Below are 14,991 nucleotides of genomic sequence, written 5' to 3' on the forward strand. Positions count from 1 at the left end.
CAGGAGGGAAAAAAGATGGCAAAATATACAATCGTTGACAAAGATACTTGTATCGCATGCGGTGCTTGTGGTGCTGCTGCACCAGACATTTATGACTATGATGATGAAGGTATTGCATTTGTAACATTAGACGATAACCAAGGTATCGTTGAAATTCCGGATGTATTAATTGAAGATATGATGGATGCATTCGAAGGTTGTCCAACTGACTCAATTAAAGTTGCTGACGAATCATTTGATGGCGACTCTTTAAAATTCGAATAGTCTTTTATTAACTTCAAACCCCCCTCATAAGTATGAGGGGGGTTTTTGCTCTCTTTTTCATTCTCACTAACAAAAAAACCATTGGCAGCGTAACTGCTAATGGTTTAATATTTTTAAGCATTTTTCATTTTTGCAAATACCCATACTTTCAAGCGTGAAAATAATGCTACAAATACAATTGTTACAACAATTCCTTTAATTACATTAAACGGTAATATCGCCGTTACAATAGTTTGTCGCATAATATCACTAGACATAGCTGGTGAATTTAAAAACCAAGTGTACGCTGGTAAAATAATAAAGTAGTTTAACACACTCATAATAACTGTCATAGTAATTGTGCCTAGCATTAATCCTGTCGTTAAACTTTTTACTGTGCGATACTTTCGGAATAAGAATGCTGCTGGACCAATAAATAAACATCCTGCTATAAAGTTTGCTACTTCTCCTACTGGTACTCCCGTTAAACTTCCTTGAATCCCGTAATGCAAAATATTTTTTATCGCTTCTACAATTACACCTGCAATTGGACTAAAAATTATCGCCGCAATTAAAGCTGGCACATCACTAAAATCAATTTTTAAAAATGGCGGAAGCCCTGGGAATGGAAAATCCAACATCATTAGTAAATACGCAATACTACTTAGCATCGCTACACTCACCATCTGCACTACACTGTTTTTTTGTTTCATCTTTCTCTCTCCTTTTCCATCGATCTTCTCATGGAAAGTGGAAAGGTTCTGCTATGCCTATTTTTTCATAGAACGAAAAAACCCTTTGTGATTTACACAAAGGGAGAATTTTAAGGCACATCAAACAGACGTTCAAATACTTATCTTTTTTGAACGCTTGAACCTCCATCTTCTCCCATCCAGACTGTACTGTCGGCTTTGGAATCACACCAAATCCTGCCTTAACGGCTCGCGGGCTTAGAACGAAATTATTAACTGTTCATCACCGCCGGTCGGGATTTTCACCCTGCCCCGAAGATAGACCGATATTCTATTTTCCATTTCATTATACAACAACATGATCGTATTGTGAACAAAAAAAGCGTAACTTATTAAAAATAAGTTATTTATTTTATATTATTAAAGAAGCAATCACTATATTTTACAATACAACCCATATTTTTTATAATTCGGTATTTCTCTTATGAATCCCCTAGTCATATGTCGTCAAAAGTGATAAGATGTTGAATTGTTAAGATAAGAACATTTTCTGAGTTATGGAGGAAATGTCATGAAGAAAGATAAAAGACACTCTATTCGAGAAGCAATGAAAAAGAACTTAAGAAAAGAATACTTTTATTTGAAAAAAGAATTACTTTTCTACTGTCCAATTGATCTAGGCACATTCTCAAGAGAGACATACTACGCTACTTTTGACCAAGATGGCATAAGTATTTATCAGTATGATAAAAAAACAGAAAGTAAATTAAAATTGTGTGAGCGTCATCCATGGAAGAGTTGGAATAAGGTAAAAGTTGATCACTATTTAACAACTTCTCAATTTATTTTCCAAGGTGAGCGAAATTGGATTTTATCCCTTTTCCAAAAAGGAAAAGAAGCTCAAAAAATAATTGAAGAACATACATCTTTACAAACGGAAGTTGTTTCCCGTCCGTTTTCCAAGAAACTTCCTGGTTTCCGTTCTGATACACCATTGAATAAATACATCGGTAGCATTTGTTACACTGCACTTATTGCATTTTTATTAAAATGGATGATTCCATTTCAAGCACCACAAATCGCCCTGTATTCTCTTTCAATTGGCTTTATGCTTCTTGGTTTACTTTGTCTTACAATTGGTCTAATCGAACCAACTATCGTACTATTTCGGACAAAAGAAAAAACAAGAACAAAAGTCTTTTACTTATATAGCTACTTAGCTATTTCTGGATTTATATGTGTCTTTATTTTTTGGTAAAAGAAACCGTCCCAAAAGATCTTTTGGGACGGTTTTTCGTTAAGAATAGGTTGCTCTTATTGTCGCATTTTGTTATTAAGTCGATATAATTTCATTTACTATCGCAATCTTAACAAAAAAGCAAATAAATCTATTCAAAAGTTATGCTTTTGGGACATTTCCTTTACTTAACGTATAGTTGTTGATTCGGATAGATTTGCTCTTGTCGCAATCCATTCCTCACTTTAATTTCCTCAACTGTCATACTAAATTTCCGAGCAATACCAACTAAAGTATCACCTTTTTGTACAATATATAGTGATGATGACACAACTTGATTTTTTTGTTCATTCAAAACAAGCAACGGATTCATCGCATTCCTTTTCTCCATCGTCCATCTCCCTTGATGCACTTCTAAATGTAAATGCGCTCCTCGCGATTCTCCTGTATTCCCTACCTCTCCAATTAGCTCTCCTTTTGAAATGTTATCCCCTTGAACTACATATCTCTTATTTAAATGTGCATAAACAGCCTCATATTCTCCATGTTTAATAAACACAACATTTCCATAACTACTTGAAAAATAAGACTTTGTCACCTTACCATTTTGAATAGCTGCAACAGGCGTTCCAATAGGCGCAGCTATATCAATACCATAGTGTTTCCCATGTCTTGTCCCAAAATAATCACTTATCTGCCCATCAACAGGCCATATCCACTGATTCCCTTCAGCGTAAACATGTAATTGAGATAAAAATAATACACTCAATATCACCACGCCACATTTTAACGCTTTCATATACATCCTCCGTTTTCTAATAACCGTCATACCTTCTCTATTGTGGGATATTACAGAAAAAAGTATACAAAAAAAAGAAAGTGTATTACTCCACTTCCTTCTCTTCTTTATTACAAAAAACAAGTGCACTGCGGTTATATTCCACATCTTTCACTTGTAAACGTGCATTTATTACTCTAGCAAGCGCAAATAAATAATCAGATAACCTATTTACATACTTTAGAACAATTTCATTGGTTTCTCCTTCTTTTTGCAATGACACTATACAACGTTCTGCTCTTCGTATAACTGTACGTGCAATGTGTAGTGCAGCCGATACCTCGCTACCGCCTGGTAAAATAAAACGCTCTAACGGCGGCGCTTCTTCTGTATACGAATCAATTCGTCTCTCTAAATACTCGACCATCTCTATCGTTACTTTATAGGGGATTTTCTTCTCTACTATTGCTAAATCCCCTCCACAATCAAATAGTTCATGTTGAATATTTTCAAGTTCGTTATAAATGTTACGAAAACATTCCTCTTGTAATTTAGACATAGCATATCCGATATGAGAATTCGCCTCATCAATTGTGCCATAAGCTTCTACACGTATATGATCTTTATCCACTCGGCCACCTATGACACTCGTTTCCCCTTTATCACCTGTTTTTGTATAAAGTTTCATTTCATTATGGCACCTCTCTTTTTATTTTCATTCTGATTATTAAAGAAAAAAACTCTACCATTCTTTATTTAATTGCACTTACAAAAAAATAAAAAACAGTAGAGCTTATATTCATGATCACCTTTAAAAAACATGCATATCTAAATTATACGATTTGGTAAATATACAGAGAATATAGTTCCTTCTCCAATGACACTTGATACAGAAATCTTCCCGTCATGACCTTGAACAATATTTTTAGCAATCGCAAGCCCGAGTCCAGTTCCAACTTTTTTCCCGCGCGTTCTCGCTTTATCAGCTTTATAGAATCGATCGAACAAGAACGGAATATCTTCTTCTGGAATACCAGCACCTGAATCTTGCACTTCGAAAGTAAGGCCACTATTTTTCGTATTAATTACAAGTGTAACATGTCCACCTGCATTTGTATGACGGATTGCATTATCAATTAAATTCGTCAATACCTGTTCCATACGGTCTGCATCAAACGGATATTGTTCAATTGGACTTTGGAAATCCACTGTTAATTGGACTTCTTTATCCTTTGCAATCCCCTGGAATTTACGGCCAATTTTTTCGACAAATGGGTGAATATCTACTTCACCTATATGTAACTCTACATGCCCACTTTCCATACGGGCTAAATCTAATAGCTCATTTACAAGTTTACCTAAACGAACAGATTCATCATAAATAATTTGAACAAACTCATTAATTTCTTCTTTCGTTTGCACAATATCATCTAAAATTGCTTCACTATATCCTTGAAGCATTACCATCGGTGTACGGAGTTCATGTGATACATTCGCAATAAAGTCTTGACGCATTTTCTCAAGACGACGCTCCTCTGTCATATCTCGCAATACTGCTACAGCTCCGCGAATTTTTGTTTGATTGTAAAGCGGTGTCATAAGAACTACGTAGTTACCTTTTTGCAAATTAATTTCAACAACTTGTTGTTGCTCACTTTCTACAACGAGATGGAATAGTTCAACAAGTTCAGAAGGCAGTTTTTTACTTAACTCCACTTCTTTTTCTTCTTGCCAAACTTGTAAGAAATGCTCTGCCGGTGGGTTGATAACAACAACTTCACCTTCTTGATTTAACGTAATAACACCATCTGCCATACTACTCAAAATGCTAGCTAACTGCTCTTTTTCTTGCTGTAGGGCATTCATATTAAACTTCAACTGTTTCCCCATTTGATTTAAAGCAGTTGCAAGCTCACCAATTTCGTCCTGCGACACCATAGGGGCTTTCGTATCAAATTTCCCGCGCGCTACCTCAAATGCAACCTCACGCATTTTACGAAGCGGTGCCGTAATTCGAGTAGATAAGAAAAATGCAAAGAAAGTTGTTAAAATAATCGCAATCCCGGCTGATAAGAAAATAAAATCAGTCGTTCTCTCCATACCTTGTATTGGAACTTGCAATGATTCATATACAAACACCGCACTTTGATTTTTTGACTGTACTGGTTTCCCGACGATCATAATATCATTTTCAGTGTTCTTATTCTTCCTACTATTAGAAGCTTTTCTAATATTATTCTTAATATCCTTTTTATCTGTAAAAACAGCTGCTAATTCTTTATCATTTTTCAAATCATCTATTGTAAGAGTAACTAATCCTTCTTGTTTCGGCGAAGAAGAAATTTCCTTACCATCTTCTACAATGATAATCCTTGAAAGTGGATCAGAAAATTTGTAAGCAATATCCTCAATCGTTTTTACATCGGCACCTTCTTCAATTAATTCCGTGACACTTGTTGCAACTTTCTGAAGCCTAGCTTCACTCATATCAACATAATACGTTCTAAAAAACTGTGAAAGTAAAATAGCAACAAATCCAAGAACAAACGAAACGAGAAGTAATATGGTCATCCATAACTTCCCTACTACACTTCTCCAAAGCATCAGTCGTTCACAACCTCAAACTTGTAACCAACGCCCCAAACGGTAACAATCATCTTCGCTGCATCTGGTGATTGTTTACTTAACTTTTCACGTAAACGCTTTACATGTGTATCAACTGTACGTAAATCTCCGAAGAACTCATATTGCCATACTTCTTTTAACAATTGCTCACGGTCAAAAACTTTATCCGGAGCTTTCGCTAAGAATAATAGTAATTCATATTCTTTCGGTGTTAAGTTTACTTCATTGCCATCCGCTGTAACACGGTGTGCATCATTATCAATTGTTAAATGAGGGAACACAGTAACATCTTTCGTCGTTGTATCTTGTGTAAAGAATGTCGTTGGTACAGCGCGGCGTAATACCGCTTTCACACGAAGTACTACTTCACGCGGGCTAAACGGTTTTACAATATAATCATCAGTTCCAACTTCAAACCCTTGTACCCTATTTACTTCCTCACCTTTTGCTGTCAGCATAATAATTGGCGTCGCTTTCTTCTCACGAATCCCTTTACACACTTCGATACCATCTTTACCAGGCATCATAATATCCAATAGGATTAAATCATAATCATTTTGTAATGCCATTTCTAAAGCTGTATCACCATTATCCGCTTCTTCAATTGTGTATTGCTCTCTTTCTAAATACATCTTTAATAAACGACGAATACGATCCTCATCGTCTACAATTAAAATTCTTGATTCATTTTCCATTTCTACCCGCTGCGTATTTTTACCACAACGGTTTACACCTACCCTTCTACAATATAATGTTGCACCTATCCTCGTTTAATTAAGCATTTTTTAACGTTCCACTTCCCATATTATGCTTCACAAGAATAATAAAGTTTGTTCATTTTTTTTCCAAAACTATGTATTTTTTTTGAACAGTATATTTGGTCCTCGACATCATTTTACAGAATCAACCACTACTTTGTCATGTTTTTCTCAAAAAAGAAGAAAAATTGACAAAAATAAAATAGGAAAGTGACATACACTCTCCTATTTTATTTCTCTATGCATATGAATGTAAACCCGCGATAATTAAGTTTACTACAATAAAGTTAAACATAATGATTGCAAAACCAATTACTGCAAGCCAGGCGGATTTTTCTCCATGCCATCCTTTAGATAAACGTAAATGCAATACTGCAGCATAAAAGAGCCAAGTAATAAGCGCCCAAACTTCTTTTGGATCCCACCCCCAAAAGCGCGTCCAAGCGATTTGAGCCCAGATCATTGCAAAGATTAACGCTCCTAATGTAAACACTGGGAATCCTATCGCAATAGAACGATATCCGATTTCATCTAATAAATCACTATTCGTATTCTTTACTAACGGCTGAAGTGCAGCTGACACTCGCTTACGTAAAACAAGTCTTAATACAATATAAAGTAGTGTTCCGACTAACACTGACCAAATAACAGTATTTAATTTTTTCGCATTTACAATCGCTGGGACTTCAACTGTTGGCTCTAATTTATTTTCCGTCATTAATTTCCCTTCATGCGGTCCAACTAAAGCAGGGAGATTATACTTCATCTCAACTTGTTGTTCATTTTTATCAATCCATTGAAACTTCGCTTCGTATTTCATACTAGAAAATACCGTTGTTACTCCAATAAATCCAACTGTACAAACAAGTGTGAAAACTACTGTCTCTAACCAAAATGTACGCTTACTTCTTGTTGATTGATCTACATTTTTCAGTAAATACATTACGCCTGTAATAAAACTAATTGCTAATATTGCTTGTCCCGCTGCCGCTGTCGTTACATGAATATGTAGCCAATTACTCTTTAAAGATGGAATAAGCGGCGAAATTTCTCTCGGGAACATACTTGCATAAGCGATTAATAAAAGAGCTACCGGTAAAGCAAATAAACCAATAATACTTACACGATATACAAAGTACATAATGATAAAAGCTCCCACAAGCATCATACCGAAGAAGGTACCAAACTCGAAGAAATTACTAACGGGTGCATGTCCTGATGCAATCCATCTTGTAATAAAATATACTATTTGCGCAATAAATCCTAAAATTGCTATAGTTATACCTATATTTGCCCACTTATGACCTTTTTCTTTAATTGATCCTCCAAAAAATAAAGTTGCAATTAAATATAAGATGAACGCGGCGAACAGAAAATTACTACTTATTTGTACCATATCGTTTCCCCACCTTAACTAATTTTTTTATCATTCATTTTATCGTGTGGTTGTGGAATCGCTGTTCCTTCTAGTACTCTTTCAATATCTTTCTTTAAGCCGAACCAATTTTTATTCGTATGGCCTGCAACCCACCATTCATCATTAACACGTTGTATCCAAATACGGCGATGGTTCCAATACATACCTTGAATCACACCAACCATAAATATAAATCCTCCAATACCGAGAATCCAAAGCGTCAAATCTTTTCTTACTGTAAGAGCTGTTGCATTTTGCATTTCCACACCTGCAAATGACATTTTATATTTATTATTCCCGTCAGGCTCTATGTTTTGCTGAATACCGACGAAACTAACTTCACCATCTGGTGTTTCCGGGGTAAACATTTTAAAGACGAATGCAGGATTATTCGGTAATTTTGTTTTCGTATTCGGCCTTCCGTTCTCATCAAAATAAAAATCAGGAAAATAGCTTAATAGTTCTAGAGAATGCCCATTTCCTAAATCATATTTTTCTGTAGGATTCGCTAAATCTACTTTAATCGGTCCCCACTTTTGATTATTTTCTTTGTTTTGCAAATGGAAAGACATGCTTTTAAATTCACTTTCTTTGTAATCCACTTGATAAACAGCAAATTGATCAAATTTCAGTGGCTCATTCACTCGAATTTCAGCTTCTTTTACCTTTTCTAACTTTGGTTTTTGACCCGCTATATTTTCTCCTACCGCTTTATATAATACAGCATTTGTTTGGAAGTTTTTCGCAATCATTTTATCACCAACACGATCAATTGCTTCATCAAAAACTTCTTTATCCTTACTCTTATCATAAACTTCCTTGATAAACTTTTCGTTTTTCAAATAGTATTGACCATCTGTTCCTGGTATTTCTTTCGTTTCACCGTCACGTAACCAAAGTGCTTCATCTACATACATACTCGGTAAAAAACGTAGCATTGCACCGAATAGAAAGATAATAAGACCAATATGGTTTACATATGGACCCCAACGGGAAAAACGTCCCTTTTCCGCTAAAACGTTCCCGTCTTCCTCTTTCACATTATAATTACGTTTCTTTAAATTAATTTGAACTCGTTCTAAGTCACCTTCATGCGGCGTACCAGTCCCGTACACTCTCTGTCTTTTTAAAAAACTTGGGTGTCTTTTCACCCCTTGTTTTTTTAAAGCTTTATAAAGAGGAATGACACGGTCTAAACTACATATAACAAGTGAAATACCAATGGAAGCAATTAAAATCATGTACCACCATGATCCATATAAATTATTAAATCCTAATTGATAGTATAATTGTCCTAAAAATCCATACTCGGTCTTATAATATTCAGCTGGTTCGATTCCTGGAGTTATGTACATTTCTTGGGGAAAGATAGTTCCTATTGCCGATGCAGCTAAAGTTATTACGATTAACCATACACCTACTTTTACAGAAGAGAAAAAACTCCAAATTTTATCGACTATCGTTTTTGTATGTGTGAGAGATCTCCGGGCACTCCCCTCATATCTCATATCCAATAATTTCATATTTTCATTACTTTCAAATGGTTTCCCACATGCTTCACAAAAAATGGTTCCTATCGGATTAACATGTCCACATTCACACTTAATTTCTTTCAAAGCTCTCACCGCCCTTTTATCTATATGTACTATTGTATATTCCAGCTTAGAGTTACCGCAATACTCAGAATTTTTAAAGCGAAGGCGCTATACGTAAGCACCTCTTATGTAAAGGCTTTCTTAATTATGGAGTAATTTTCTTTAAGTACTCTTCCAATTGTTCCTTCGTTTGCTCACCTATAATTTGCTCTACTACTTTGCCTTCTTTATCAATTAAAAAGGTTGTTGGTAATGGGCCTACTCCATATGTACCTATGATCTTTTGCCCTTTATCAATTGCAACTGGGAATTTCAAATCATATTGTTTCACAAAGTTCTTCACTGCGATATCCGTTTCATCTGCATCTAAGGCAATAATTTCAACGCCTTTTTCTTTATATTTCGGATATAACTCATTCATATAAGGCATTTCTTTTTCACAAGGTTTACACCAAGTTCCCCAAAAATTTAAAAATACACCTTTTCCCTTTAAATCTTTTAATTCTATATTCTTTCCTTCTAAATCAGTTACAACAAAGTTAGGTGCTTCTTTTCCAATTTGCATTTTCTCTTTATCAGTAAAAAATCCTTGATATAGCGTAAACCCTACCGCACCGCTTAAAATGAGCAAAATGATAACACGAAATAATAAGCGATTTTTTTTCATATTGTCTCCCCTCTCTTCGACGAGTGATAAATATATGTATTTTTTAATAAATCACCAGCGGAGCATTCCACTGGTGAAAGTTTCACAATATAAATTAGCGAGGCTTTGTAGAAGCCAATGCACGTAATTGTTTCACCTCATGTGGTGTCAATTCTCTTGCATCACCAGGACGCAAGCTACCCACTTCTAAAAAGGCATAACGTTCACGTTTTAGTTTCATTACTTTACAATCTAACGCTTCAAACATGCGGCGTACTTGACGGTTACGTCCTTCATGAATCGTTAATTGTACAATCGCCATCTCTTTACGCTTGTCCCAAGAAATAATTTTCACTTGTGCTGGTGCTGTTTTCCCATCTTCTAATGCAACACCTCGTTCTAACATGCGAATTTTATCACCTGTTAATGGCCCTTTAATTTTCGCAACATACGTTTTTTCAACCTTATATCTCGGATGCATTAATACATTTGCAAATTCACCATCATTTGTCATCAATAATACGCCAGACGTATCATAATCTAAGCGTCCGATTGGGAATAAACGTTGTCTAATTTCAGGGAAAAAGTCTGTTACAACATTTCTTCCTTTATCATCTGATACACTTGAAATTACACCAGTTGGTTTATATAGTAAAAAATAAACAGGTTCTTCTTTTTCAAGAGGGATGTTATTTACTTCCACTTTATCTTGAGGAGTTACTTTTGTTCCTAACTCCTTCACTATTTTTCCATTAACTTTCACTTTCCCTTGCTGAATTAATTCCTCAGCCTTTCTTCTCGATGCAATACCTGCTTGCGCAATCACTTTTTGTAATCGTTCCATCTCTTTTTTTCACCTCAAATTTATCTTACCTTACATTAGAAAGACTTGGCAACCGCCTAAGCTTTATGCCATTTACTTCGCCTATCTTTAACAACATAGCAATGATAATAAACGTATAAAGGCTATACCACGTTTTCACCCTTTATTATTATTTACACTTTTTCATGTTGTCCACGATAAAAGTTCACCATTTTGTCAAAAATACCGCATAAAAAAACCACTATTAAACTACACGTTAATAGTGGTCGTATACGTATTATAAGCGAAATAGCGAAAAAAATGAATAGCATTACCGAAACAATAGGGAAACAAACACAATCGAACAAATAATTCCGATTAAATCCGCAAAAAGTCCCACCTTTAATGCATCTCCCATTTTTCTAATACCGACAGCCCCAAAGTATACTGTTAATATATAAAAAGTCGTATCTGTGCTACCTTGCATCGTTGAAGCTAACCTACCAATAAACGAGTCTGGCCCATATGTAGCGATTAAATCGGTCGTAATACTTAAACCAGCAGATCCCGAAATCGGACGTATAAGTGCAAGTGGAACGATTTCGGCTGGTACATGAATAAAGTCTAACATCGGCTTCATTACCGATATCATCGCATCTAAAGCACCTGATGCCCGGAAAATAGAAATAGATACAAGCATTCCAACCATAAACGGCAAAATGGAAACCGCAATTTGAATCCCTTCTTTTCCGCCCTCAACGAACGATTCATACGTTGGAACTTTCTTTATCGTGCCATACAAAAGGATAAAACCAATTACACAAGGAATTACCCATAATGAAATTGTATTTACAATACTCATTTTTTCCGCCCCTTTCTACTCCTTCTCCGGTAAAAATAGCGGTCAATCCAAATCGCTCCAATCATCGATAACACTTGTGCTATAAATGTTACGCCAACGATTTCAGTAGGGTTTGCTGATTCATAAGTCATTCGAATTGAAATGACAGTAGTCGGAATTAATGTAATTGCTGAAGTATTTAATGCTAGAAACGTCACCATAGAACGACTTGCTGAATCCTTTCCACCATTTAACTCTTTCAGTTGTTCCATTGCTTTAATACCTAAAGGTGTTGCTGCATTACCTAACCCAAAAAAGTTCGCCATCATATTTGATAAAATGAATCCCATTGACGGGTGATCCTTCGGTATTTCTGGAAATAATCTTTTTACTATCGGCATAAAAAGTGATACTAACTTCTTTAACAATCCAGCTTCCTCAGCAATTTTCATTAAACCGAGCCAAAATACTAAAACACTAATAAGTCCAATACAAATCGTTACAGCATCTTTTGACCCTTCAAACACTGCTTTGGTCACTTCTTCCATCGTTCCATTTATCATGGCATACACAATCCCTATAACTGCCATCGCTGCCCATACGAGATTAACCATCTATCCCAACACCTATCATGTAAGAGAAGATTTCTTTTACGTTATTCCAATACATTCCCGTTGTAGCTACTAACTTTCGTTTACTGTAAAACAAATTTCGTTCTCCAACTTTCTCGTTCCCTACATAAATTTCTGTCTTCCCAATCTTTACTCCATCCGTAAGTTTTTCACTTTTATCGAGCTCAACTTTCAATAACACGCTCTTTCTTTCCTCTTCAGTTAAAGGTACAGAAAAACTATTTTTCGTATAAACATGATTGGCATATTTCTTTTCATTTATTTCAGCGAGTGCGCCTTGTCCTAAAACTTTCGCTTGCTTATAGCGTTCAAAGCCTTTATCAAACAAATTCATATGATCATCCCAGTCACTAGAAGCACTCAAAGTTACGACAATTAAATCTAGTCCATCTTTTGAAGCTGTTGTGACAAGCGTCCGTCCTGCTTTCTTCGTAAAACCTGTCTTTCCCCCTGTTGCAAATTCATAATAAGATGTCACAAGCTTATGTTTATTTTTCCACGGATAATCCCAAGAATCTGATTTATACGTTTTTGTTCCAAAAATTTTCTTAAAGGTCTCGTTCCCCATTGCATATTTCGTTAATAATGCCATGTCATAAGCCGACGAATAATGCGATCCATCCCCATCCAAGCCATGCGGGTTTGAGAAATGTGTATCTTTCATTCCGATTTCTTTCGCCTTTTCATTCATTAAATATACGAACCCTTCTATACTCCCTCCCACATTTTCAGCAATTACTTGTGCTGCATCATTACCAGATCTAAGCATTAATCCGTAAACTAAATCTTCTAGCTTCACTTTTTGTCCAGGTTTTAAATAAATTGCCGATCCTTCTACTCGTACCGCTTCATTACTAACCGATACTAACTCTTTCATTTTTCCTGATTCAGCAGCTAACAATGCTGTCATAATTTTTGTTATACTAGCAATTTTTTGTGGCTCATGTTCTAATTTTCCATATAGCACACGACCGGATTGTTGTTCCATTAAGACTGCGTTACGAGCACTGACACCACCGTTCATTTTTGCATATGCAGGAATCGGCATAACGCTTGCGTACATTATAATTAGCGTAATTATTATACAAATCCGTCTCATATTTCCCCCCCACGTCCTTTTGGCACTTTTTGTACAAGTTTATGCTTGGCCTTTTAAAATATGAACGAAATCTTCCTTCCACCTTCACTAAAAAAGACGCATGGGATATGCGTCTAATACGGTGTCCATTCAATTTGCTTCGCACTTTCAAATCTCTTTTCTACATCTGGCCAATTTACAACATTCCACCAATTTTTAATATATTCATCTTTTCGATTTTGATATTGTAAATAATACGCATGTTCCCATACATCCAGTACAAGGAGTGGTATCGTATCCCACTGTGTAAACAATTGATGAAGCGTGCTTTGCAAAATTTCTAATCTTCCGGACCGAGGCACCCATACAAGGATTGCCCATCCAGACCCCTCAACTTTCGAGGCCGCCTCTGTAAAATGTTTTTGGAAACGTAAGTAACTCCCAAAATCCTTCTCAATTTCTTGTGATAATGCCCCTCGTGGACCCCCGCCCCCATCTTTTTTCATATTATTCCAAAATATCGTGTGTAAGTAATGACCTGATCCATGAAAAGCCGCTTCTCTTTCCCAATGCTTAATTAAATCAAATTGATTTGTTTTTCTCGCTTCTTCCATCATCTTCTCTGCTTTATTTAATCCTTCCACGTAACTACGATGATGTTTATCATGGTGTAACATCATAATTTCTCGTGAAATGTACGGTTCTAGCGCATTATATGGATAAGGTAATGGTGGAAGGGTATGCCCCCCAATCGGAACAGCTCGTTCGCTATCCCCTCTTTCACATAGTTCATATTCCTCTCCTTCTTGCATAAATACTTCCTGTAAATGGTGTTGAATATGTTCTACATCCTCACTTATTTCATACATAAACTCGGCATCTGTGTCGTATTCATGCTCTTTCATACGCTCTAATAACGTCTGAATTTTATAAGCAAGCATATGGACATCATACACTTCCATTGCACGGCTATCTAATACGTGAAGAACACTTTCACACCAACTTTCTACTTCATGAAAGTAATCTGTAAATACACCTTGCTGACTCATGTTACACCTCCTTATTGCTATCCACTTAAATATATTCAATGAAAATCCCTTATATAACTGTACAAAAGGAAAAGAAGCTAAGTGTCCCTAGCTTCTTTTCCTTAATTAATATTTGTGCAACATTTTTGTTTGGTAATCTGTCTCATAATATTCTAGTTCTTCACGCATCAATTGAAATTTCCCTTCTAACTCCTTCATCACTCGTTCTATAGATACAGGAGGGATTTGCTGAAAAACAATAGAATTTTTCCCTGTATAAGCAGAACGACTATTTTCATACCAATGATCATTCTTTGGCGAAAAAAACTCTGCAATTACTTGATGGTAAATCTTATATAAAACTTTTTCAGCTGCGGTCTTTCGAAATGGTTGGCCATTCAACAAAACAAAACATGCATCAAGTCCTTCTTCACAAAAAACAAGAAGTCTTCTTATTGATGCTAATATACCTTTATAATATTGCTCGTTTCCTGTTGGTGTCTCCTCCAATAAAGAAGGTAACGTATGATAATTCACATAATTAGTTATCAAGGAAATTACATCTTCTAAAAATATAGAAACTTGTTCTGTTTGATTTTCAACCATCAAATTAGACATG

General features: G+C 35.7%; 16 protein-coding genes and 1 riboswitch. Of the genes, 2 read left to right on the plus strand and 14 right to left on the minus strand.

The features are described 5' to 3' along the window. The first annotated feature begins 15 nt into the window (after positions 1-15). Positions 16-264, plus strand: a complete 249-nt coding sequence (locus JTF23_RS01845) for a ferredoxin (protein ID WP_001151994.1) — start codon at positions 16-18, stop codon at positions 262-264. Between the two features lie 113 nt (positions 265-377). Here JTF23_RS01845 and JTF23_RS01850 read toward each other — a convergent pair whose 3' ends face one another. Continuing rightward, the gene (locus JTF23_RS01850) at positions 378-956 is read right to left on the minus strand and encodes an ECF transporter S component (RefSeq protein WP_002011769.1); all 579 of its coding nucleotides are present in this window, start codon (positions 954-956) and stop codon (positions 378-380) included. Positions 957-1,119: 163 nt separating this feature from the next. Continuing rightward, a riboswitch (FMN riboswitch) is annotated at positions 1,120-1,259 on the minus strand. Positions 1,260-1,506: 247 nt separating this feature from the next. On the opposite strand from JTF23_RS01850, the gene JTF23_RS01855 reads away from it, so the two are divergent. Then, complete coding sequence (locus JTF23_RS01855; protein ID WP_002149409.1) at positions 1,507-2,193, plus strand: hypothetical protein; 687 nt, start codon at positions 1,507-1,509, stop codon at positions 2,191-2,193. A 163-nt stretch (positions 2,194-2,356) separates the two neighbouring features. Here JTF23_RS01855 and JTF23_RS01860 read toward each other — a convergent pair whose 3' ends face one another. From JTF23_RS01860 to JTF23_RS01920, 13 genes are all read right to left on the minus strand, one after another. Next, positions 2,357-2,971: a peptidoglycan DD-metalloendopeptidase family protein gene (locus JTF23_RS01860; protein WP_002141020.1), complete on the minus strand. Its 615-nt coding sequence runs from the start codon at positions 2,969-2,971 to the stop codon at positions 2,357-2,359. An 85-nt stretch (positions 2,972-3,056) separates the two neighbouring features. Then, a complete protein-coding gene (locus JTF23_RS01865; protein ID WP_088078167.1) occupies positions 3,057-3,638 on the minus strand; it encodes a cob(I)yrinic acid a,c-diamide adenosyltransferase in 582 nt (193 codons plus the stop codon). 140 nt (positions 3,639-3,778) lie between these two features. Continuing rightward, on the minus strand, positions 3,779-5,554 hold the full coding sequence (gene resE, locus JTF23_RS01870; RefSeq protein ID WP_087947258.1) for a sensor histidine kinase ResE: 1,776 nt from the start codon (positions 5,552-5,554) through the stop codon (positions 3,779-3,781). Then, on the minus strand, positions 5,554-6,270 hold the full coding sequence (resD, locus tag JTF23_RS01875) for a DNA-binding response regulator ResD (protein WP_002158614.1): 717 nt from the start codon (positions 6,268-6,270) through the stop codon (positions 5,554-5,556). The genes resE and resD overlap by 1 nt, the downstream gene beginning before the upstream one ends. Before the next feature lie 301 nt (positions 6,271-6,571). Next, on the minus strand, positions 6,572-7,729 hold the full coding sequence (gene resC / locus JTF23_RS01880; RefSeq protein ID WP_002158615.1) for a cytochrome c biogenesis protein ResC: 1,158 nt from the start codon (positions 7,727-7,729) through the stop codon (positions 6,572-6,574). A 14-nt stretch (positions 7,730-7,743) separates the two neighbouring features. Next, positions 7,744-9,366, minus strand: coding sequence for a cytochrome c biogenesis protein ResB (resB, locus tag JTF23_RS01885; protein WP_078174424.1), 1,623 nt, complete (start codon positions 9,364-9,366; stop codon positions 7,744-7,746). A gap of 124 nt (positions 9,367-9,490) precedes the next feature. Then, positions 9,491-10,012: a thiol-disulfide oxidoreductase ResA gene (gene resA, locus JTF23_RS01890; RefSeq protein ID WP_002064495.1), complete on the minus strand. Its 522-nt coding sequence runs from the start codon at positions 10,010-10,012 to the stop codon at positions 9,491-9,493. Positions 10,013-10,106: 94 nt separating this feature from the next. Then, positions 10,107-10,835, minus strand: coding sequence for a 23S rRNA pseudouridine(2605) synthase RluB (gene rluB / locus JTF23_RS01895; protein WP_002064494.1), 729 nt, complete (start codon positions 10,833-10,835; stop codon positions 10,107-10,109). A 289-nt stretch (positions 10,836-11,124) separates the two neighbouring features. Beyond that, on the minus strand, positions 11,125-11,655 hold the full coding sequence (gene spmB / locus JTF23_RS01900) for a spore maturation protein SpmB (protein ID WP_002086660.1): 531 nt from the start codon (positions 11,653-11,655) through the stop codon (positions 11,125-11,127). Continuing rightward, entirely contained in the window at positions 11,652-12,248 is a 597-nt protein-coding gene (gene spmA / locus JTF23_RS01905) for a spore maturation protein SpmA (protein WP_002086662.1), read from the minus strand. Before spmA ends, spmB begins: the two co-directional genes overlap by 4 nt. Beyond that, the gene (locus tag JTF23_RS01910; RefSeq protein ID WP_002158617.1) at positions 12,241-13,365 is read right to left on the minus strand and encodes a D-alanyl-D-alanine carboxypeptidase family protein; all 1,125 of its coding nucleotides are present in this window, start codon (positions 13,363-13,365) and stop codon (positions 12,241-12,243) included. The genes spmA and JTF23_RS01910 overlap by 8 nt, the downstream gene beginning before the upstream one ends. A 113-nt stretch (positions 13,366-13,478) precedes the next feature. Then, positions 13,479-14,393: a superoxide dismutase gene (locus tag JTF23_RS01915; RefSeq protein WP_016104311.1), complete on the minus strand. Its 915-nt coding sequence runs from the start codon at positions 14,391-14,393 to the stop codon at positions 13,479-13,481. Positions 14,394-14,498: 105 nt separating this feature from the next. Then, entirely contained in the window at positions 14,499-14,990 is a 492-nt protein-coding gene (locus JTF23_RS01920; protein WP_002149419.1) for a YpuI family protein, read from the minus strand. Between the last annotated feature and the right edge of the window lies 1 nt (position 14,991).

The sequence above is a fragment of the Bacillus sp. RIT 809 genome, assembly GCF_016892495.1.
In the GTDB taxonomy this organism is placed as follows: Bacteria; Bacillota; Bacilli; order Bacillales; family Bacillaceae_G; genus Bacillus_A; species Bacillus_A cereus_U.

Excerpts from the sequence above, each read along its gene's own strand:
- JTF23_RS01850 (WP_002011769.1), bottom strand. The coding sequence starts at position 956 with ATGAAACAAAAAAACAGTGTAGTGCAGATGGTGAGTGTAGCGATGCTA.
- JTF23_RS01920 (WP_002149419.1), bottom strand. The coding sequence starts at position 14,990 with ATGTCTAATTTGATGGTTGAAAATCAAACAGAACAAGTTTCTATATTT.
- JTF23_RS01845 (WP_001151994.1), top strand. The coding sequence starts at position 16 with ATGGCAAAATATACAATCGTTGACAAAGATACTTGTATCGCATGCGGT.
- resC (WP_002158615.1), bottom strand. The coding sequence starts at position 7,729 with ATGGTACAAATAAGTAGTAATTTTCTGTTCGCCGCGTTCATCTTATAT.
- resE (WP_087947258.1), bottom strand. The coding sequence starts at position 5,554 with ATGCTTTGGAGAAGTGTAGTAGGGAAGTTATGGATGACCATATTACTT.
- rluB (WP_002064494.1), bottom strand. The coding sequence starts at position 10,835 with ATGGAACGATTACAAAAAGTGATTGCGCAAGCAGGTATTGCATCGAGA.
- resA (WP_002064495.1), bottom strand. The coding sequence starts at position 10,012 with ATGAAAAAAAATCGCTTATTATTTCGTGTTATCATTTTGCTCATTTTA.
- JTF23_RS01910 (WP_002158617.1), bottom strand. The coding sequence starts at position 13,365 with ATGAGACGGATTTGTATAATAATTACGCTAATTATAATGTACGCAAGC.
- spmB (WP_002086660.1), bottom strand. The coding sequence starts at position 11,655 with ATGAGTATTGTAAATACAATTTCATTATGGGTAATTCCTTGTGTAATT.
- JTF23_RS01860 (WP_002141020.1), bottom strand. The coding sequence starts at position 2,971 with ATGAAAGCGTTAAAATGTGGCGTGGTGATATTGAGTGTATTATTTTTA.
- JTF23_RS01855 (WP_002149409.1), top strand. The coding sequence starts at position 1,507 with ATGAAGAAAGATAAAAGACACTCTATTCGAGAAGCAATGAAAAAGAAC.
- spmA (WP_002086662.1), bottom strand. The coding sequence starts at position 12,248 with ATGGTTAATCTCGTATGGGCAGCGATGGCAGTTATAGGGATTGTGTAT.
- JTF23_RS01865 (WP_088078167.1), bottom strand. The coding sequence starts at position 3,638 with ATGAAACTTTATACAAAAACAGGTGATAAAGGGGAAACGAGTGTCATA.
- JTF23_RS01915 (WP_016104311.1), bottom strand. The coding sequence starts at position 14,393 with ATGAGTCAGCAAGGTGTATTTACAGATTACTTTCATGAAGTAGAAAGT.
- resD (WP_002158614.1), bottom strand. The coding sequence starts at position 6,270 with ATGGAAAATGAATCAAGAATTTTAATTGTAGACGATGAGGATCGTATT.